We start from the raw sequence: 18,586 nt of genomic DNA on the forward strand, positions 1-18,586 counted from the left end.
ATCGATTTCTGAGTCAAACCAAGAAATCGATCTTTTTTTTTAACATTTACGCCTCGCCAAATTCATTCACAAAACACAAACCAACCACTCATTAAATTGACAAAACAAATAGCAAACGTTTTCTTTTTGAAAAAACCACGTTTCATGTCAATGAACTATCAATAATCTTGTCAATTTACCTTGTTACCATATTGCTAAATGTAAAATATCCGTGTAAAAAGCTAGTCGAAATATTTATCCACCGATTGATATTTATGTAGTGGGTAACACTAGGAATTTACAATTAATTAGCACAGAGGTTATGGAAGTGTTAAACAAAAAGAGTTTGTTAAGCAACATTGGCGTGCAAGTCGTCATTGCAATGATCATTGGTACTGCCGTTGGTGCCATGATGGGACACGATGCGGCCGTCTTTTCGCCACTGGGTGTCATTTTTATCAACCTAATTAAGATGCTGGTGATCCCACTGGTGGCCGTTGCGCTTATTTCCGGTGCTGCGGGCCTTGGTAATAGCCACGCGGCGGGTAAAGTCGGTTTTGTCACACTCAGCTTTTTTGCGGTCACTTCCGCACTCGCCGTGACGCTAGCACTGGTAATGGGCGAAGTCTTCCAACCGGGTATCGGCGTCGATATTTCGGGCGTTGAAGGTATGTTTTCTGCCGAATACGCAGCAAAAGGTGAACTACCTACTTTTTGGGCAACCATTACGGGTATGATCCCAACCAACGTTTTCCAGTCACTGAATAATGCCAACATTCTACAAATCCTTGTTTTTTGCTTGTTCTTTGGCATTGCCATTTCTAAACAGAGCAAAGAAAAACGTGACCCGATCATCAATGGCGTAAACACCATTGTTGATGCCATGGTGTGGATGATCAACAAAGTGATGATCATCGCGCCTATCGGTGTATTCGGTTTGATGGCTGAAGCCGTCGGCACGTTTGGTTTTGGTGCACTGATGGTGGTGTTTAAACTCTTTTTGGTTTATGTCGCGGCCATTTTAATTTTCGGCTTTATTGCTTACCCGCTGATGATTCAGGTCTTAACCAAGACGTCGGCTAAGAAATTTATCCTTGCGATGAAAAAGCCTCAAGCCGTAGCCCTTTCAACCGCGTCATCAATGGCGACACTCCCTGTCACTATGGATACCGTAGAACACGACCTTGGCGTACGCAACTCAACTGCCGCCTTTGTTCTGCCGTTAGGTGCCACCATCAACATGTCTGGCAACGCCATCTATTACGGTTTAGTTGCGATTTTCTTCGCCCAGCTATTCAATATTGATCTCTCGATGGGCGCTTACATTGCCATCATCGTAACAGCGACACTGGGCGCCGTCGGTCAAGCAGGTGTTCCTGGTCCTTCTTTCCTTGTAGTGGCCGTTTTGCTAGCGGCTGGGATTCCAATTGAAGGTTTGCCACTACTGTTCGCCCTTGACCGTATCTTCGACATGATCCGTACCGCGCTCAACATCACAGGGGATGCCGCGTGTGCCGTTATTGTTGATGCTTTGATTGAAGAAGAAGCCACTGAGGCCTCATTGAAGCAGCAAAAAGCCTAACTCATCACAGAGCATCATTGATCCAATACAAGCCGCATCCTATGCGGCTTTCTTTTTGCATCGCAATTTGCAAAAAAAACAGTTCTCATACTAAAGTTAATCATTAAAGCGCCCTATGACTGACGATAAAGTTGGCATTGCGATTGCTATAATAAACGACACCTCTTTCGTACCACATAGCAGCGGCAAACTTTTGGCGTTAGCACGAATCGACTTGGAGTATGAGTAATGGATATTCATCGTGATACTTATTATGGTTTGATTCACCACGGGATCCGAGAATTGGTTATCGATCGGATTGGCCATTTCAGTGAATTTGAATACCACCAATATCTAGGCTTAATTACTGGCAAAGATTCCTGTTTTTCAATGACAGATGAAGAATTGCAGATAGCTGTCGCCAATTTAAAAAGTGAAGGCTATTTAGAAGATATGAAACGAGCAATACCACAACTTGAAACCAGCGGCTGGGAACGCTGATGCATTTCTAGTTAATTTGTTTCGAATTGTCTCTTTCTATTTAGCTCTGACACGGTTTTGGTTAGACTGTGCGCAACGTTTAAATCGGAAGCATAAATACGAATGAAGCAACTTATTGATTTTATACCACTTATCATCTTTTTTGCCCTTTTCAAGATGTACGACATCTATGTCGCCACAGGGGCACTTATCGTGGCCAGTGCGGTACAGATTGCCCTGACCTACGCACTGTATAAGAAAGTTGAAAAAATGCAGATCATCACGTTTTTGATGGTGACTATCTTCGGTGGTATGACGATTTTCTTTCACGATGACAATTTCATTAAATGGAAAGTCACCATTGTTTACGTTGTTTTTGCCTTGGGCTTGACCATCAGCCACATCATGGGCAAATCAGCCATTAAAGGAATGCTTGGCAAAGAGCTAACCTTACCTGAACACGTATGGGCAAAAATCAACTGGGCGTGGGTTTTCTTTTTCAGCGTTTGCGCTGTACTAAACATCTACATTGCATATCAACTGCCATTGGATGTTTGGGTCAACTTCAAAGTATTTGGCTTATTAGCCGCAACTTTTGTTTATACCTTATTAACAGGCGTTTTTATCTACAAACACCTGCCAAAAGAGAAGCAAGTTTCCGAGAGCAAACCCTCCTCGCACGAGCACTGATTACACTAACCTTCTCGCTAGAATTCATTCAGAGGACTCTTTGAGTGCAAAACAGGCTGTCTTTGGTATAATCCGTCCCTATTTTTCAGCGACCACTTTGGTCGCTGTTTTGTTGTTGTGGATGTCGAAAAATGAATCAGGAAAATAGCGCCCCAAGAGGCCAATTATTGCTACGCACCTTAGCCATGCCAGCAGATACTAACGCCAACGGTGACATTTTCGGCGGTTGGATCATGTCTCAACTCGACTTGGCTGGCGCAATTTTAGCCAAAGAGATCTCATTTGGCCGCGTTGTCACTGTGTCTGTTTCTAGCATTACGTTTAAAAAACCCGTCAAGGTAGGTGATGTGGTGTGTTGTTATGGTGAATGCACCAAAATTGGCCGCACTTCAATGTCAGTCAATCTTGAAGTATGGGTAAAACCCATCAAATACGACAGCGTGGGAGATCGTTTCCAAGTATGTGAAGCAACCTTCAATTATGTCGCCATTGATACCGATGGCCGCCCTCGACCGATTAAGCCTAGCAACTGATCACAGAAATTCAGTTTGGTTGCTTTCAATACGCGCCAGTTTCAGTACAGTAAGGCCTCGACTTCATTATCAAACAATAAGGATATCAATATGTGGTACGTTATTTTCTCTCAAGACGTAGAAAACTCGTTGGAAAAACGCATGAGTGTCCGGCCACAACATTTAGAGCGCTTACAAACCTTGCAAGATGAAGGTCGTCTATTAACCGCAGGGCCAATGCCAGCAATTGATTCGGAGAATCCAGCAGAAGCTGGGTTTACGGGGTCAACAGTCATCGCTGAGTTTGATTCTTTAAGACAAGCTCAAGCATGGTCGGATGCCGATCCTTATGTTGCTGCCGGTGTGTATCAACATGTTATCGTTAAACCCTTCAAGAAAGTGTTTTAAGATGAAAGTCATTCTCTGTGCTCTGTTTACAACGCTGGTACTGGTGGGTTGTAGCTCGAATGGTGATCAGCAAAAATATTTGGAAGCCGTAGCCAGTAATCGCGCGAATGTGATTAGCGCTGAGTTACCCTTAGAGTTTGGCCCTTTGTCCGTGATGCGTGCCAGTGCTAAAGGCAGTACGGTGGAAATTATGATGATTTACAATGAGGATCAAAAAGGAGCAAAGCCGATTGATCAAGTGTTGAAAACCAGCATCAATACCTACTGCTCGGATTCAACCACACGCGCTAACCTCGACCTCGGCTTAACTTATCGAATTAAAATGCGCAATACGCGGGGCCAACTTGTTGTAGACCAATTCATTAGTAAAGCAACTTGTTCGGCACAATAGTCCTCCCCTTATTAGTGATGACCACCACTTTATTCGTAAAAAACAGAGGCTTCATTTGAGGCCTCTGTCAAGATTAATGTGGCTTAACTTTGCTGGGGTTTAAGCTCTTTGCGCAGCGCTTTAGCTGCTGACACTAAGTTGGTCAGTGCTGCCTCCACTTCATTCCAATTGCGCGTTTTTAAGCCGCAATCAGGGTTAACCCATAATCTCTCTGCTGGAATTTTTTCCGCCGCTTTACGCAACAAACCTTCAATCCACTCTTGAGAGGGAATGTTTGGCGAGTGAATATCGTACACACCTGGGCCAATTTCATTCGGGTAGTTAAACTCTTCAAACGCTTTGAGCAGTTCCATATTCGAGCGAGAAGTTTCAATCGTAATCACATCGGCATCCAGTGCCGCTACTGAGTCAATGATTTCATTAAATTCGCTGTAACACATGTGAGTGTGGATCTGCGTTTCGGGTTTCGCACTCGCCGCCGCAATTTTAAATGCCTCAACTGCCCACGCCAGATATGCTTGATGGTCACGCTTCTTCAATGGCAATCCTTCACGAATCGCAGGTTCATCAATTTGGATGATGTTAATGCCCGCTTGCTGCAGGTCTGCCACTTCATCACGCAAAGCGAAAGCCAATTGCTGTGTGATGGTTTGACGAGAAACATCTTCACGAGGAAACGTCCAGCATAAAATCGTTACAGGCCCAGTCAACATTCCTTTCATTTGCTTCGCAGTCAATGATTGAGCATAAGTAGACCACTCCACCGTTATCGGTTTTTCACGTTCAATATCGGCCACCACGATAGCCGGTTTTACGCAGCGTGAGCCGTAACTTTGCACCCAGCCAAATTGTGTAGTCTGGAAACCGGCTAAGTTTTCGGCAAAGTACTCCACCATGTCGTTACGCTCAGCTTCACCGTGCACTAACACATCGAGATCAAGTGCCTCTTGACGTTTTACTGCATCGGCAATGTGCCCTTTCAATGCATTGATATAATCAGCGTATGCCAGTTTACCTTGACGGTAAGCACTGCGCTGATGACGGATCTCACTCGTTTGAGGGAATGAGCCTATGGTTGTCGTTGGCAAAAATGGCAACCCTAACACTTCAGCTTGGTGATGAGCGCGCTCTGAATAAGGTGCACTGCGCTCAGAGAGTGCCGCCGTTATGCTGTTGACTCTCGCCTGTACATGCGGTTTATTAACGTGAGTTGCCGTTTTACGTGCAAGTATCGGTTGGCTATAAGTTTCACAGGCCAGAATCGCCGCGTCATCACCGTCCAGTGCCTTACCAAGTAAAGCAACTTCTGTCACTTTTTGTTTGGCAAATGCAAACCAACTTTGTACTTCATCACTGAGCTGCTGCTCAAGATCTAAATCGACCGGGCTATGCAAGAGTGAACACGAGCTCGCAATCCACAGACGATCCCCAAGTTGCTGCTTCACTGGCTGTAAACGAGCCAATAACGTCGCAAGATCGGCGCGCCACACATTGCGTCCATTGACCACACCTACCGAAAGTACCCAATTTTTTGGCAATTTCTCTAGTACCGCGTTCAATTGATCGGCAGAAGCGGAGAGATCGATGTGCAATCCATTTACTGGTAGCTCAATGATTTTATCGAGCGTATCAAGCACCGAATCAAAATAAGTAGTCAGTAACAGTTTTACATCACCAGCGATCACTTGATAAGCCAACTTAAATGCATCTTGCCACTTTGGTTCTAGCTCTAACGCTAAAATAGGCTCATCGATTTGTACCCATTCCACTCCTTGTTTAGCAAGCTTAGCTAAAATTGCTTGATAAGCGGTCAATAAACGAGGCAGTAAGGTCAGGCGATCAAATCCCTCTTCGACCTCTTTACCCAAGTAGAGGTAGCTCAGCGGGCCAAGCAGTACAGGCTTAACTTGGTGGCCTGCTTTCGACGCTTCATTGACTTCCTCAAACAGTTGAGGCCAGCTGACTTCGAACGTATCGTCTTGGCTGAACTCCGGCACAAGGTAGTGATAATTGGTATTAAACCATTTAGTCATATCAGAAGCTGCACTTCCGCTACAGCCGCAACCCGCTTGTGATTGACCACGTCCAACGCGAAAGAGTGTATCTAAATCAGGAAAGCCGTTTTTATGACGTTTAGGAACGTGTCCAAGGAGCAATGTGGTTGTGAGTACGTGATCATACCAAGCGAAATCGCCTACGGTTGAAAAACTCAGACCCGCTTGTTGCTGCTCAGCCCAGTTTTTCTGACGAATGTCATGTCCCACTTGCAGTAACTGCGCTTGATCGCTTTCGCCACGCCAATATTTTTCTAACGCAAATTTCAGTTCGCGTTTTTCACCAATGCGTGGATAACCTAAGATGTGAGTCGTCGTTGTCATGTCCCTAGTCCTTTTGCTGTTGATCGTGTCTGATTCTTTATCGCATGAGATAAAGATGTCTGGATGGCTAGACTATCTATCGAAACTGACCCACAGACAAGGTGCAATTATTCAACTTGTTTATTAAAAAAATTCATGTTGATTGCAGAGAGCTTTAATTGACATCAAGATAAATAGACGTCTAGATGTTTACAGCTCCATATTAAAAGCGTAACTTAGCTCAGAACAGCAGAATGGTCACCGTGTTGATGCAACCCACGATATGGTATTAACCAGCGTTCTCTCAAAGGAATGAAGGAAAATAATGGCAATGATTGAACTTAAGCATCTGAAGACTTTAGTTTCTTTAAGGGACAGTGGCTCACTCACCTCAACCGCTACCGCGCTCCATTTGACGCAATCGGCCCTTTCACATCAGATTAAAGATCTCGAAACACGCATTGGCGGGCCACTGTTTCTACGTAAAACTCGCCCAGTGAAATTTACCTCAGAAGGAGAGATCCTACTGAAACTGGCTGACGAGATCCTGCCAAAGCTGGCCAGAGCTGAAAATGGCTTGGCCAGTTTGAAAGAAGACGTCAATGGGCGCTTACACATGGCGATTGAATGTCACTCTTGCTTTCAATGGTTGATGCCAGCGCTGCGCGAATACCAGCTTGCTTGGCCAAGTGTGACGTTAGATTTTTCGTCCGGCTTTGGCTTTGAACCTTTACCCGCATTGCTGGCCGGCGAACTTGATTTGGTCATCACTTCCGATATTTTGCCTCGCTCAGAGGTACATTACGAACCACTCTTTGATTTTGAAATGCGCCTTATCACCTCTACAACTCACCCACTTGCAGGAAAATCGGTGATTGAACCAGAGGATCTCGCCTCACAAACGATGCTCACTTACCCCGTACAAAAGCAGCGTTTGGATGTGGTGAAACACTTTCTACAACCTGCTAGTGTTGAACCCGCGAAGTGGAAACAAGCCGACAACACTTTGATGCTAGTACAAATGGTCTCTGCTGGATTAGGTGTGGCAGCACTGCCAAATTGGGCCATCAGCGAGTTCTCTAGGCAGGGGCTTATTACCAGCAAGCCACTAGGGAAAGGTTTATGGCGTCGACTATTTGCCGCAACACGCCACAGCGAAAAAGATCGCCACTATTTACAAGCTTTTTTTGCCACCGCGCGCCAACAATGCAAAAGCCACCTTGACGGGATCAAGATGGCTTAAACTATTCGTCGTGTCGACATGGCTATTTGAATGACAGTGCGGTTGGTTAACTGTCACTGCACGCTGCTTAGCACTAGCGTTGGTTCGCTTTAAATTGGTTGGTCAGTGGGTCGTATTGGTAACCTAAAACATCCAGCTTACCGACTACATTTTCTCTATCCATTTCATACATACTGGCAAGCTCTTCGAAGCTGTCACACTCTAAGCGTAGCTTCTCATTGACGATGCCAAGTAATATATTGCTATCAAAACGGCTGACGTTACTCAAATCCATGGCTCACTCCTATAGCAAAGAGACCACTAAAGACTAGCGGTAAAATTCGCACTAAAGAGTGACCCAGGTCTAGAGATTAAACAAACCTTGAAAACAAATACTGGCTGCCAACATCAATAACAAGGCTGCCGTTAATTGAATTTTCTCAGCGCTTTTGGCAAACAGGATATGCCAGCACCACACGATAATACCTGCAATCATGAAACCGAATGTCGTTAGTAACGGCAATGTTGCTTGAGCCAACGTTTCGTCATCTAACCCGTACGCGTGCGGCACAACGCATAAAGCGATGCCCATCGAGCAGAGAATGCCCACAACGGGTAGAACTCGATGGAAAGCTTGTAAACGCGAGCGCGCTATCGTTAGTAGAAGGTGCGAGAAACTCGCGCCCAACAAACCAACCAACAGCAACATGGCGATAGAAGCTGACCAATGACCCTGCTCTGATATCTGAATCGCGACATAAGCCAAGGCAAGGCCATTCGCCAAATACAGTGCCCATAACGGGCCTTCATCTCGAGTTTTCTTGGTTTGAACTTGTGAATAGAAATAGAAGATGGAAAAGACGACCAAAAAGGCTTCAATTTTTAGTGAAGCCACTGCCAACCAAAGCACACCAATGGCTGGCAAGACGCGATGAATACGGCCACGTTGTCCAGGACAAATATCCCCTTTGACCAGCACTAACGTCAGTAAGATTTGCGCACCGAGCAGCATGGGTGAAAAAACAGAAAGTAAGGTTTGAATCATAATCTAAACATCATCTGGAAACATCTGGGCGCGATAATAGCAAAGAGTAAGCGCGGATGCCCAGAGAAGGTTACTGACTTTCGGCCAAATACCTCAGCACGTCCGCTTGAGTCAATAAGCCTTTGTAACGAGTGTTATCGACCAGTACCCATGGAAACGCATGTCCTTTTTCGATCAAATTCACCACTTGATTCAGCTCGGTGTACGCGTCAAGCTGAGTGAAATGAAATTTCATGATCTGATTCACGGGCTTACGCCATACGGCCGCTTCACGCGTGGTTTCAAGATCGGTCCCCATGTTCGGCGTCAGATATAAATTGAGTGAGGCTACATCGACGATGCCGACACACTCTCCTTGATTGACGACTGGCAACACATCAACTTTAGTCGCTTTAATATACTGATAAGCAAGAGAGATTGGCTCACTGGGATCCAAATGTGGTTTCCCCTCTTTGAACAGATTGAGCAAACAGTTGGTCTTTCGCTCTTGTTCCACTTTAGCGCCTGAATACGCAAAACGGTTACGATACTCCTTGGCCCGAACCAGTTCCTTAAGCGGTAGTGGTTTTGAAAAAATATAGCCTTGTATGTAGTCAATGCCCAATGATTTAAGCACCCAAACCTCATGCTCTGTTTCTACTCCCTCGGCAACCACTTTCACGCCGAGTGTGTGCGATAGCTCAGTGATCATTTTAACAATACTGTATTTATTGCTGTTGACCTGAATGTCCGTGACAAACTCGCGATCTATTTTTAAATAATCAAAATTGCAATCGCTGAGGTAGGTAAAAGAGGAATAACCCGTACCAAAATCATCAATCGCAACCGTTACGCCGCGCGATCGAAGAGCATTGAGGGCATCTACCTGATGAGATTGGCTATCAAAATAGGCGCTTTCGGTTAGCTCAATGGTGACTGACTGAGGCGTATCCGTGTAGCGATCAATGATCTCCATGGTATTGGCTAAAATCTGCGTCGCATCCATTTTGGTATTTAAAGAGCGGTTGATCGTTACCCCAACACCTTGGCCAAACAAGGTTTTTATCTTTGGTAAATCTTGCAAAGACAAAATACTGACACAACGATCAAGCTCGGCAATCAAATCTAACTCTTCCGCTATATTAATCATTTCTTGCGTGGTAAAAGGTAAATCGGGCACAGGCTTAAAACGGCATAACGCTTCAAATTTCGCAATGTTCCATGTTTTAGTATCGACAATCGGTTGGTAGTGTATTTCCAATTCCTTCTGCGCAATCGCTTTGGCGACTCTGTCTTCCAAGTTTTTTCTACGTTTCACTTGTTGATGTATTTCACTGTGATAGAAACTGATGTTACGCGCTTCCCCTGCATGTTGTTCAAGCATTGCTTGCATCGCATGCGTCACCATTCGAGCTGGCGTTTTTGCATCGAACCCTAAAACAGACACACCAATTCGGCCATTAATAATCGCGGTATGTGAGCTGGATTCGTTCTTTAACTCTTTCATAAAGCGCCGGATCGCATGCTGGATGAGACGAAAATCTGTGTTTTTTTGGCACTCTGAACAGCTCAAACTCACTAAATAAATATCTTTTCCCACATAGCCCACCAACTTAGCTTCTTTACAGCGCGCCAAAAAACTGGAAAGCATTAAAGTTTCTATATGGTGTCGATCTGATTCAAACGCAGGTTGAAAAGCCAAAACAATTTGTGTTTGGCCTTGGGGGTTCTCCACGCAATATGTTTCGAGCAAGGCTTTAAACTTTTGTTCGGTAGGCAGTTGCGTCAAAAGATCGATATCCCCAAGTGCCGTATCAGCTACGCGGTGAAGATTATCGGCTAAATCAAGCGTCATCCCTACAAAGAACACTCTGCCATCTTGCAGTACGATTTTTTGAATAGTTAATTCTTGTGGTGCAACCAGCCCAGATGCCCGACGATTGAGAATGACACCGCTCCAATGATCTTTGGTGTTGATGTCATGCCACATCGATTGGTAAAACTCTTTGGAATGCTTGCCTGCATTAAATAGGTTGGCTTTTAATCCAAGTAGCTCATTTTGTTTGAAACCTGAATGCTGCTCAAAATAGTGGTTACAAGCCAAAACCCGCGTTTGATCGTCGGTTAGGATCAAACCATGATGTGTATTATCAAACACTCCTTCAAAAAGCTTGGCCACCTCTTGCAATGATTCCAGTTTGAGCAGCGGTCGAATCGTACCTTGCAACTGCGTGAGAGAAGTACGCTCGATAAAAATTTCCACATAAGTTAACGCCTGATCCGAAATAACAAGGTTGCAATTTAAAGCATGGCTTTTGCCACTTTCAATCACATACTTGAAGCAGCGCTTCATCTCTGCAGCTTTGCTCGGCGTCATATAGAGCAAGAGTTCTTGGATATTGGCTATCGAAACACTGGAATGAAATAACGCATTCGCTGCTTTCAGATCACAAATAAACTCGGAAGTCGTCAGGTTAAACGACCAATCAATCGCATCATATCGAGCCACTGGCCGTTCTCGAAGCACTGCCTTTTCTCGTAGCTCTTGAGACTTCACCTGTGTCATATAGACTCCAACTCATTCAAATGATTTACCATTAATGGCACAGCATAGAGCAAAACTTAATCACAAGCCGTGAGTTAGCACTAATGATGTAAATGCAGTTGCTTATTTATTATTTTAGGCCAGACAAGCCATATAAAAAACGCCGAACATCAATACACCTCAAAAGGAGTAGCCTAGAACTATCGTAATCGAAAGAAAAAAATGGATACAAAATGACCAATTGGTTCATTTTGTAAACTACTGAAATACATTAACTTGCCTTATCTGATTAATATATATTGTCGATATGATAATTATCATTGATTGACGAGATTCATTAGCCCCTATATGGTACCGTTCCCACACCCAAGAGGTGCTGGAAAAACTAATCCGAGGTACTAATGAACAAACCCCTTTTTTCAGTCGCGCTAGGAGCGCTTCTGTTTACATCTTTTGAGTTCAGTGCTTCTGGAACGGAATCTGGAATATCAACTAGAATCATCAATGGAACCCCTGCTGACGCGGGTAACTTTCCCTTTATGGTTGCCTTACACTATTCAACTCTTCAAAGCTCTTTTTGTGGTGGCAGCTACTTGGGTGATAAGTATGTACTTACCGCTGCTCACTGCGTAACAGGAAAAAATCCGCTCAATGCAGAGGATATTGAAGTGACGGTTGGAGCGTATGACTTACGTACTAATGCCGGTCGTCGGGTGAAAGTCAAACAAATCTATTATCATGAAGCTTATGATGATGAAACTCATGCTGACTATAACGAAAGATTCAACGACATCGCGATCCTTGAATTAGAAACGTCATTACCAATACAAGCAGTCACTCGACCTAATACTGGTGCACTTGATACGCTAGCCGCTGACACGGTTCTAGAGACCATTGGCTTTGGTACAACGAGTTACAATCAACTGTTGAATAAATCGAGCAATCCTTCTCAAGTATTACGTAAAGCAGAAATATCGTTAATGGATACCCCAACGTGTCAAGCTTTAGGTGGTAGTAACTACCCTCGTATAAGAAATGACGCTTTTTGTGCAACCAGTTACCCGCAAGATACCTGTCAAGGTGATAGCGGTGGCCCTGTTTTTATCAATGACGGCGGTAATTTTATTCAATATGGTGTCGTTAGTTGGGGGCGTGGTTGCGGCTTACAAGACGCGGCTGGCGTTTATACCAAAGTCGACCATTTTAATGATTGGCTGACTCAAAGAACATCAAAGGTTTCTTTCCGACAATCTCAACACAAAAACGAGATTAAATATGGGCTTCATACCCATCGCTTTAATTTTGTAAACGGCTCTGATGAGACTATTACCGCAAACAACGTCACACTGTCTCCAGCTTCTGCAAATATCACAGCCGAAAACTGTTCACAAGGCTTGGCTCCGAGTAGCCAATGTTATGTTGATGTTTCTTATACCATTGATTCAATGACACCTGCTGATGTGCGCTTAGAGATTGACACTAACAGCCCACTAAATTTAGGAACCGTCACCTCATCACTAAAGCTCAATACGGTTCTACAACCTGCTGCAAAATCACTAGAGGGGTTAATTACCATACCCAATAGCAGTATTAGTGTGAATGTAAACCCTTGGCTAGAAGAAGGTGGTTGGCTACGTTCTGCCGTTATGAACGATAAAGCGAGATCGGTTTTGTTTCTTGAAAACGTCCCTAGAGGAAAAGTAAGCTTTGATTTCCAAGTCTCCTCTACTTTTCTTTATGATTCCTTAATTGTGAAAGTGAACGGTAGCACTTACATAATCGAAGATGGTGAACGTAGTGGCAACAGAACGTTATATTTGAATGATGAAGTCAACGATATACGCTTTGAATATGTAAAGACATCAAATACAGCAACTGGCAATGATGCGGCTTATATCAAAAATTTGAAATATGAAAAGCCTTACTCCTTTACCTTACCCCCAGTTTCAGGAGGTTCAGGCGGCGGTAGTACTGGTGGAATGACTTTATTGTCAATGCTGGCAGCCTTATTGATTCGACGTCGTTACATGAGCCACTAACTCTTGTCTAAAGGTCAACCCGTTTTATTACTGGTTGACCTTTTTACTATTGCTGCATCCTTCTTATCACATATCACTTAGTATCTCTCCGACACACTTACCACTCACTTTATTAATAATTTTCTTTATAAATAGAACGCAAAGCCAATGTTCCGCTAGATACTACCAGTGCAAGTCGTTATAATGCGCGGCTCATTAATCAGAGGTCAAAATATGCACAGCAACGTCACTCCTATTCATCAATATAAAAAATACTGGGCAGAGTGCTTTGGAACCGCACCTTTCCTGCCAACCAGTAAAAAGGAGATGGATGCCCTAGGATGGGACAGCTGTGACATCGTGATTGTCACGGGTGACGCTTATGTGGATCACCCCAGTTTTGGTATGGCGATCATTGGCCGTTTACTCGAAGCGCAAGGCTTTCGCGTTGGGATCATTGCCCAGCCGCAATGGCAAAATAAAGATGCCTTCATGGCGCTGGGAAAACCTAACCTGTTTTTTGGCATCACAGCCGGCAACATGGATTCGATGATCAACCGCTACACCTCTGACAAAAAATTACGTCATGATGATGCGTACACACCCAATAATGAAGGGGGCAAACGTCCAGATCGCGCCACACTTGTCTATTCGCAGCGTTGTCGTGAGGCTTATAAAGATGTGCCACTGGTGCTCGGTGGTATTGAAGCCAGTTTGCGCCGCGTTGCCCATTATGACTATTGGTCAGACAAAGTACGCCGTTCTGTGCTGTTTGATGCCAAAGCCGACATACTGCTGTTTGGTAACGCAGAGCGCGCATTGGTTGAAGTAGCGCACCGCTTAGCCAATGGCGATAACATCGCTGATATGACCAATATTCGCGGCACGGCCGTGAACCTGGCCGCTGAGCCTGAGCATTACACCATCATTGACTCATCACGCATTGAGAAACCGGGTAAAGCGTTTGTTCCTGTGAACCCTTACGCGGTGGAAACGCAGTGTGAAACTAATCAAGAAAAAGAAGCCGAAGCGAAGCCAATCACCATTCGTCCTTCTCGCCATGATGCCGCGACAACAGCGGTTCGTTTGCCTGCTTTTGAAAAGCTAAATAATGACCGGATTTTATACGCGCATGCAAGCCGTGTACTGCATTTAGAAACCAACCCCTACTCTGGCCGGGCGCTGATCCAGCGCCATGGCGACCGTGAGTTGTGGGTCAACCAAGCCCCGATCCCACTCACCACAGAAGAGATGGATTACGTGTTTGGCCTGAGCTACGCACGCGTGCCTCACCCTATGTATGGCAAAAGTAAAATTCCTGCTTATGACATGATCAAAACCTCGGTTAATATCATGCGCGGCTGCTTTGGTGGTTGTTCATTCTGCTCGATTACCGAACATGAAGGGCGCATTATCCAAAACCGTTCAAAAGAGTCGATTTTGAATGAGATGGAAGAGATCCGCGATAAAGTTCCCGGCTTTACTGGAACCATTTCGGATTTGGGTGGGCCAACGGCGAACATGTACCGTTTAGGTTGTAGTGATCCTAAAGCTGAGATGAACTGCCGCCGCCCATCGTGTGTTTTCCCCGGAATTTGCCATAAGCTCAATACCGACCACAAACATACGATTGATCTCTATCGTGAAGCGCGCAAAGTCAAAGGCATTAAAAAAGTGATGATCGCCTCTGGTGTGCGTTATGACTTGGCGATTGAATCTCCTGAATATGTACGTGAATTGGTCACGCATCACGTAGGAGGCTATCTCAAGATCGCCCCAGAACATACCGAGAAGAATCCGCTCGATCTGATGATGAAACCGGGCATGGGCACCTATAATCGCTTCAAAGAGATGTTTGAGAAGTACAGCGCTGAAGCAGGTAAGAAACAGTACCTCATCCCGTACTTTATTTCCGCGCATCCCGGTACGGAAGATGAAGATATGCTCAATTTGGCACTGTGGCTAAAATCAAACAATTTTGAGTGTGATCAGGTGCAGAACTTCTATCCATCGCCAATGTGTAATGCAACCGCGATGTATTACTCAGAGACTAACCCGCTCAAACGGGTGAAATACAAAAAACGTGAAGAAGTGACTGTCGCGAAGGGAGAGCGTCAACGCAGGCTGCACAAAGCGCTGTTACGCTATCATGACCCATTAAACTGGCCGATTATCCGTGAAGCCTTGATCAACATGGGTAAAAAGCATTTGATTGGTGATAAACCTAACTGCTTAGTGCCTGCGAATGATGTCGATGCACTCACGCCTGCGCAGCGTCGTAAATCTGGCCGTCACGGAGCGAACCGTTTTGCGACCAAACACACCAAAACTCAGCCGGGCTTTGATGCTCTTAACCCGCGTAAAGAGAGCGCTACTTCACCAAGCAAATCACGCGCTAGCAGCGCGACAGACAACGGTAAGAAAAACCAAGGCGGCGCATCTAAACCTGCACACTCTCGCCCGACAAGTAAAGGCAAACCGTTTACTCAAGCCTCTAAGCCAAGAGCGCCACGCGCAGAACAGCGATAATTCCAAAGCCATATGATCAGCACAATAAGGCTCCTTACGGAGCCTTATTGTTTTTCAAAGAACAGCGTTAGTTTACCGACCTCGATACCAAATTTTTTAATTTTAGTCAGGTTAAACACCCGCTTTTCATCTTGCCGATAAAGCCAGTCGTCAAAGGTAACGGTTAGCGTAGAATCACCATAAGGTAAGGAAAAGTCATATTGCCAACGCAAAGCGTTACCCACTTCTTCCCCTTGGGCTTGGCCTAATACATCATCCGCTTGACCGATATATTTTCCATCAGCAAAACGTTCAATCACCCATACTCTTTGGCTTTTTTCACCATCATCAAAATTGAAGTCTTCAACCAAAGTGAGTTTATTCCCCTCAACTGTTCCGTCGATGGCAACCTCGAAACGACGCGTTTGCATCCCCGTATAATCTTGCACCATCCCCCATGCGAACGTTCGACCAGAGAAGTATTCAAATAGATCAAACTTAGGTTGCGTGGATTGGTATTGAGTGAGATCAGCGCTGCACCCCACTAACCAAAGTAGAAGTAACAGATAACTGCGTCTGGCTATCGCTTTCATGGTTGCATTCCTATCAATTGTTTGCGTAAGTGTGGGTATTGCGTCTGTGGCGACAGCCATATCGCGAGAAAGGCGTCATTTAACGCTTCGTCGACTACTGTACCAACCTGCGCTTGAACACCGTTCTTTGGATGAAAAATAAAAGCGCCCTGCTGCCCATCGGAAGTGTAAATCAAGCGGTCGCCCTCAGTAACGCTGGGAAAAATGGACGATAGGTGCACCAGCCACGGTGCAATTTGTTGCTCGGTTAATTTGAGTTTTTGCCACTGCTCTGCGGTCGATTCCACCAGCTGTTTACTACTGATGTCGCGCTGATATTCAATTTCAAGCGCCAAGGGATGAGGTGATAAATCGCTTCCTTGCTCGTACTGCCCTGAAGGAGTACGAAGCTGCGAGGAATAAATATCTAGCCATAACCAGCTTAAATTCGCTTGGCCAATCACTGGCCAAGTTTGCCACTCGGCCAGTTTATCGTCTGCCACCGCCGCAAAAGCGTTATTCACCAAGCTGTGAAAGGCAATCACTATAACTAACAGGTTGAATTTTCTTAGCCTATTTCTCTTTGCTAACATCATCGCTAAATACCCTAAGTATCAATGCACCGATCATCATCCACTGCAACCACAAGATGGCCATAGTCAAACCCAATGGCCAATCAAAATGTACAGCGCCTAAACGTTCTGCCGCCCAATAACTTAAACTGCCTAACACGCCGACCATCAAACAAATGAGTTTGGATGGATAACGTTTCATCAGCACCACTAAATGGGAGACATACCAAGAAAAAGCGCCCCACAACACCATTAACCAAATGGGAAAGTCATTGGTAGCAAAGCGTAATAACCCGAAATACTGATTAAGGGCATCGATAACAATACCCACAATGGTTAAGGCAATTACCCTTTCCAAAGAGTAAGAGAAGTGCCGCAAGGAAAAAATCAATGCGGCTAACATCATGGCCAATGCCAACCACTGCAAACGTTCTGTCCCCAACACAGCAACAAACCAGATCGCTTGAAACCAAAGAGAGACAGCAAACAGCGTTTTCATTACATCGGTCTTTGCAAAGTCATATGTACAGTGCTGATGGATTTTGCTAAAAATCCACCCTCGCAGTAGCAGAAATAGTAACGCCACATACGCGTGAATCGCTCATCATACCCAAGTTGTGAAACCTGATGTTTTGCAAGCTCAAAACGGTGACGCCAATGAGCAAGCGTATGCGCATAGTCAGGACCAAGATCAAACAGGTTGCGAACCACTAAATCACTGTGCTGTGTCGCCGCCGTTGTCAATGCAGTAATTGAGGGTAAAAAACCGCCGGGGAAAATGTATTTCTGAATGAAATCGACATTATTGCTGTAATAATCATAACGTTGATCAGCAATGGTAATGGCTTGAATCGCCATCAAACCATTGGGTTTTAGTAGTGACTGGCACTTTTCAATATAAGAGGCGAGGTACTCTTTACCGACCGCTTCGATCATCTCTATCGAGACTAATTTATCGTACTGACCTTGTAGCAGGCGGTAATCTTGCTTAAGCAAGGTGATTTGACTCTCCAGCCCCTGCCGCTCTATTTGCTGTGCGGTGTAGTAATGCTGCTCTTCAGAAATGGTCGTCGTCGTGACCTGACAGCCGTAAGTTTTGGCCATGTAAATCGCCATCGCACCCCAACCGGTGCCAATCTCAATCACGTGGTCGCTTGCTTTGAGTTGCAACTGCTGGCACAAACGTTCCATTTTATTAATTTGCGCCTGCTCTAACGTTTCATCCTGATGCAGAAACAACGCGCTGGAATAGAGCATATTACTGTCTAAAAAGGTGTGGTAGAGATCATTGCCTAGATCGTAGTGGGCATGAATATTCTCTTTGGCTTTATCGATTGAATTTCGGTTGAGCCAATGGCTTACTTTATAAAAAAGTTTGGTCAACACACTACTGCGAGCTTCAATGCCATCTAATGCACTGACATTACGAGCCATCAGTTCCATTAGGCTGGTCAAATTCGGGCTATCCCACCAACCATCCATGTAAGCTTCACCCGCTGCAATACTACCCCCTTTTAATAAACGAGCATAAAAATGAGGGTGATGTATTTCAATAGTTGCATGGGGTTGATGCTCTTTAAGTACGCCAAAAGTCTCCTGACTGGACGCGCCTTCATTGGAAAAGGTTTCAATGATGGTTAAAGTGCCGACGTCTAAACGCTGTAGACAGCGAAAAATGAAGCTTCTTGCACTCTTTTGCAACCCTGTCAGTTGCTTGGGCAACGCGAGAGTTTGTGAATTAAGCATT

17 protein-coding genes are annotated in these 18,586 nt (G+C 44.9%); 9 read left to right on the forward strand and 8 right to left on the reverse strand.

Features of this window, described 5'->3' with window-relative positions:
- The first annotated feature begins 301 nt into the window (after positions 1-301).
- The 6 genes from AACV12_RS07480 (at position 302) to AACV12_RS07505 (ending at position 4,021) form a co-directional block, all read left to right on the forward strand.
- Positions 302-1,561 carry a dicarboxylate/amino acid:cation symporter gene (locus tag AACV12_RS07480; RefSeq protein ID WP_038148379.1) on the forward strand — a complete coding sequence of 420 codons (1,260 nt, stop codon included), beginning with the start codon at positions 302-304 and terminating at the stop codon, positions 1,559-1,561.
- Positions 1,562-1,789: 228 nt separating this feature from the next.
- Positions 1,790-2,041: a hypothetical protein gene (locus tag AACV12_RS07485; RefSeq protein ID WP_017044617.1), complete on the forward strand. Its 252-nt coding sequence runs from the start codon at positions 1,790-1,792 to the stop codon at positions 2,039-2,041.
- Positions 2,042-2,143: 102 nt separating this feature from the next.
- Positions 2,144-2,710, forward strand: a complete 567-nt coding sequence (locus tag AACV12_RS07490; protein ID WP_017042013.1) for a septation protein A — start codon at positions 2,144-2,146, stop codon at positions 2,708-2,710.
- Between the two features lie 131 nt (positions 2,711-2,841).
- Entirely contained in the window at positions 2,842-3,243 is a 402-nt protein-coding gene (yciA, locus tag AACV12_RS07495) for an acyl-CoA thioester hydrolase YciA (RefSeq protein ID WP_013857152.1), read from the forward strand.
- A gap of 90 nt (positions 3,244-3,333) precedes the next feature.
- The gene (locus AACV12_RS07500; protein ID WP_170900113.1) at positions 3,334-3,630 is read left to right on the forward strand and encodes a YciI family protein; all 297 of its coding nucleotides are present in this window, start codon (positions 3,334-3,336) and stop codon (positions 3,628-3,630) included.
- Position 3,631: 1 nt separating this feature from the next.
- The gene (locus AACV12_RS07505) at positions 3,632-4,021 is read left to right on the forward strand and encodes a GspS/AspS pilotin family protein (protein ID WP_013857154.1); all 390 of its coding nucleotides are present in this window, start codon (positions 3,632-3,634) and stop codon (positions 4,019-4,021) included.
- An 83-nt stretch (positions 4,022-4,104) separates the two neighbouring features.
- Here AACV12_RS07505 and metE read toward each other — a convergent pair whose 3' ends face one another.
- Positions 4,105-6,399 carry a 5-methyltetrahydropteroyltriglutamate--homocysteine S-methyltransferase gene (gene metE / locus AACV12_RS07510; RefSeq protein ID WP_170900114.1) on the reverse strand — a complete coding sequence of 765 codons (2,295 nt, stop codon included), beginning with the start codon at positions 6,397-6,399 and terminating at the stop codon, positions 4,105-4,107.
- 310 nt (positions 6,400-6,709) lie between these two features.
- On the opposite strand from metE, the gene metR reads away from it, so the two are divergent.
- Positions 6,710-7,621: an HTH-type transcriptional regulator MetR gene (gene metR / locus AACV12_RS07515; protein ID WP_170900208.1), complete on the forward strand. Its 912-nt coding sequence runs from the start codon at positions 6,710-6,712 to the stop codon at positions 7,619-7,621.
- Positions 7,622-7,694: 73 nt separating this feature from the next.
- Here metR and AACV12_RS07520 read toward each other — a convergent pair whose 3' ends face one another.
- The 3 genes from AACV12_RS07520 to AACV12_RS07530 form a co-directional block, all read right to left on the reverse strand.
- Positions 7,695-7,895: a DUF4250 domain-containing protein gene (locus AACV12_RS07520; protein WP_010316942.1), complete on the reverse strand. Its 201-nt coding sequence runs from the start codon at positions 7,893-7,895 to the stop codon at positions 7,695-7,697.
- Between the two features lie 69 nt (positions 7,896-7,964).
- Positions 7,965-8,645, reverse strand: coding sequence for a hypothetical protein (locus tag AACV12_RS07525; protein WP_017047761.1), 681 nt, complete (start codon positions 8,643-8,645; stop codon positions 7,965-7,967).
- Between the two features lie 70 nt (positions 8,646-8,715).
- Positions 8,716-11,190 (reverse strand): sensor domain-containing phosphodiesterase, encoded by a 2,475-nt coding sequence (locus tag AACV12_RS07530; RefSeq protein WP_170900115.1) that lies wholly within the window; start codon positions 11,188-11,190, stop codon positions 8,716-8,718.
- Between the two features lie 380 nt (positions 11,191-11,570).
- Here AACV12_RS07530 and AACV12_RS07535 point away from each other — a divergent pair, with 380 nt between their 5' ends.
- Both AACV12_RS07535 and AACV12_RS07540 read left to right on the forward strand, forming a co-directional pair.
- Positions 11,571-13,208 (forward strand): S1 family peptidase, encoded by a 1,638-nt coding sequence (locus tag AACV12_RS07535; RefSeq protein WP_249371319.1) that lies wholly within the window; start codon positions 11,571-11,573, stop codon positions 13,206-13,208.
- A gap of 213 nt (positions 13,209-13,421) precedes the next feature.
- Positions 13,422-15,716: a YgiQ family radical SAM protein gene (locus tag AACV12_RS07540; RefSeq protein ID WP_170900116.1), complete on the forward strand. Its 2,295-nt coding sequence runs from the start codon at positions 13,422-13,424 to the stop codon at positions 15,714-15,716.
- 44 nt (positions 15,717-15,760) lie between these two features.
- Here AACV12_RS07540 and AACV12_RS07545 read toward each other — a convergent pair whose 3' ends face one another.
- From AACV12_RS07545 to AACV12_RS07560, 4 genes are read right to left on the reverse strand one after another with little or no spacing between them, the layout of a single operon-like run.
- Positions 15,761-16,288: a DUF3833 domain-containing protein gene (locus AACV12_RS07545; protein ID WP_017049908.1), complete on the reverse strand. Its 528-nt coding sequence runs from the start codon at positions 16,286-16,288 to the stop codon at positions 15,761-15,763.
- Complete coding sequence (locus tag AACV12_RS07550) at positions 16,285-16,863, reverse strand: chalcone isomerase family protein (RefSeq protein ID WP_094147159.1); 579 nt, start codon at positions 16,861-16,863, stop codon at positions 16,285-16,287. Before AACV12_RS07550 ends, AACV12_RS07545 begins: the two co-directional genes overlap by 4 nt.
- Positions 16,841-17,338 carry a DUF2878 domain-containing protein gene (locus AACV12_RS07555; protein ID WP_170900117.1) on the reverse strand — a complete coding sequence of 166 codons (498 nt, stop codon included), beginning with the start codon at positions 17,336-17,338 and terminating at the stop codon, positions 16,841-16,843. Before AACV12_RS07555 ends, AACV12_RS07550 begins: the two co-directional genes overlap by 23 nt.
- Complete coding sequence (locus AACV12_RS07560) at positions 17,338-18,585, reverse strand: SAM-dependent methyltransferase (RefSeq protein WP_170900118.1); 1,248 nt, start codon at positions 18,583-18,585, stop codon at positions 17,338-17,340. Before AACV12_RS07560 ends, AACV12_RS07555 begins: the two co-directional genes overlap by 1 nt.
- Between the last annotated feature and the right edge of the window lies 1 nt (position 18,586).

This window comes from Vibrio sp. 2-2(8) (assembly GCF_963888495.1).
Taxonomy (GTDB): Bacteria; Pseudomonadota; Gammaproteobacteria; order Enterobacterales; family Vibrionaceae; genus Vibrio; species Vibrio anguillarum.

What these genes read in the sequence shown, in the direction of transcription:
- AACV12_RS07545 (WP_017049908.1), bottom strand. Translation starts at nt 16,288, where the DNA reads ATGAAAGCGATAGCCAGACGCAGTTATCTGTTACTTCTACTTTGGTTA.
- AACV12_RS07540 (WP_170900116.1), top strand. Translation starts at nt 13,422, where the DNA reads ATGCACAGCAACGTCACTCCTATTCATCAATATAAAAAATACTGGGCA.
- AACV12_RS07480 (WP_038148379.1), top strand. Translation starts at nt 302, where the DNA reads ATGGAAGTGTTAAACAAAAAGAGTTTGTTAAGCAACATTGGCGTGCAA.
- AACV12_RS07530 (WP_170900115.1), bottom strand. Translation starts at nt 11,190, where the DNA reads ATGACACAGGTGAAGTCTCAAGAGCTACGAGAAAAGGCAGTGCTTCGA.
- AACV12_RS07505 (WP_013857154.1), top strand. Translation starts at nt 3,632, where the DNA reads ATGAAAGTCATTCTCTGTGCTCTGTTTACAACGCTGGTACTGGTGGGT.
- AACV12_RS07525 (WP_017047761.1), bottom strand. Translation starts at nt 8,645, where the DNA reads ATGATTCAAACCTTACTTTCTGTTTTTTCACCCATGCTGCTCGGTGCG.
- metR (WP_170900208.1), top strand. Translation starts at nt 6,710, where the DNA reads ATGATTGAACTTAAGCATCTGAAGACTTTAGTTTCTTTAAGGGACAGT.
- AACV12_RS07550 (WP_094147159.1), bottom strand. Translation starts at nt 16,863, where the DNA reads ATGATGTTAGCAAAGAGAAATAGGCTAAGAAAATTCAACCTGTTAGTT.
- AACV12_RS07520 (WP_010316942.1), bottom strand. Translation starts at nt 7,895, where the DNA reads ATGGATTTGAGTAACGTCAGCCGTTTTGATAGCAATATATTACTTGGC.
- yciA (WP_013857152.1), top strand. Translation starts at nt 2,842, where the DNA reads ATGAATCAGGAAAATAGCGCCCCAAGAGGCCAATTATTGCTACGCACC.
- AACV12_RS07560 (WP_170900118.1), bottom strand. Translation starts at nt 18,585, where the DNA reads ATGCTTAATTCACAAACTCTCGCGTTGCCCAAGCAACTGACAGGGTTG.
- AACV12_RS07485 (WP_017044617.1), top strand. Translation starts at nt 1,790, where the DNA reads ATGGATATTCATCGTGATACTTATTATGGTTTGATTCACCACGGGATC.
- AACV12_RS07535 (WP_249371319.1), top strand. Translation starts at nt 11,571, where the DNA reads ATGAACAAACCCCTTTTTTCAGTCGCGCTAGGAGCGCTTCTGTTTACA.
- AACV12_RS07555 (WP_170900117.1), bottom strand. Translation starts at nt 17,338, where the DNA reads ATGAAAACGCTGTTTGCTGTCTCTCTTTGGTTTCAAGCGATCTGGTTT.
- AACV12_RS07500 (WP_170900113.1), top strand. Translation starts at nt 3,334, where the DNA reads ATGTGGTACGTTATTTTCTCTCAAGACGTAGAAAACTCGTTGGAAAAA.
- AACV12_RS07490 (WP_017042013.1), top strand. Translation starts at nt 2,144, where the DNA reads ATGAAGCAACTTATTGATTTTATACCACTTATCATCTTTTTTGCCCTT.
- metE (WP_170900114.1), bottom strand. Translation starts at nt 6,399, where the DNA reads ATGACAACGACGACTCACATCTTAGGTTATCCACGCATTGGTGAAAAA.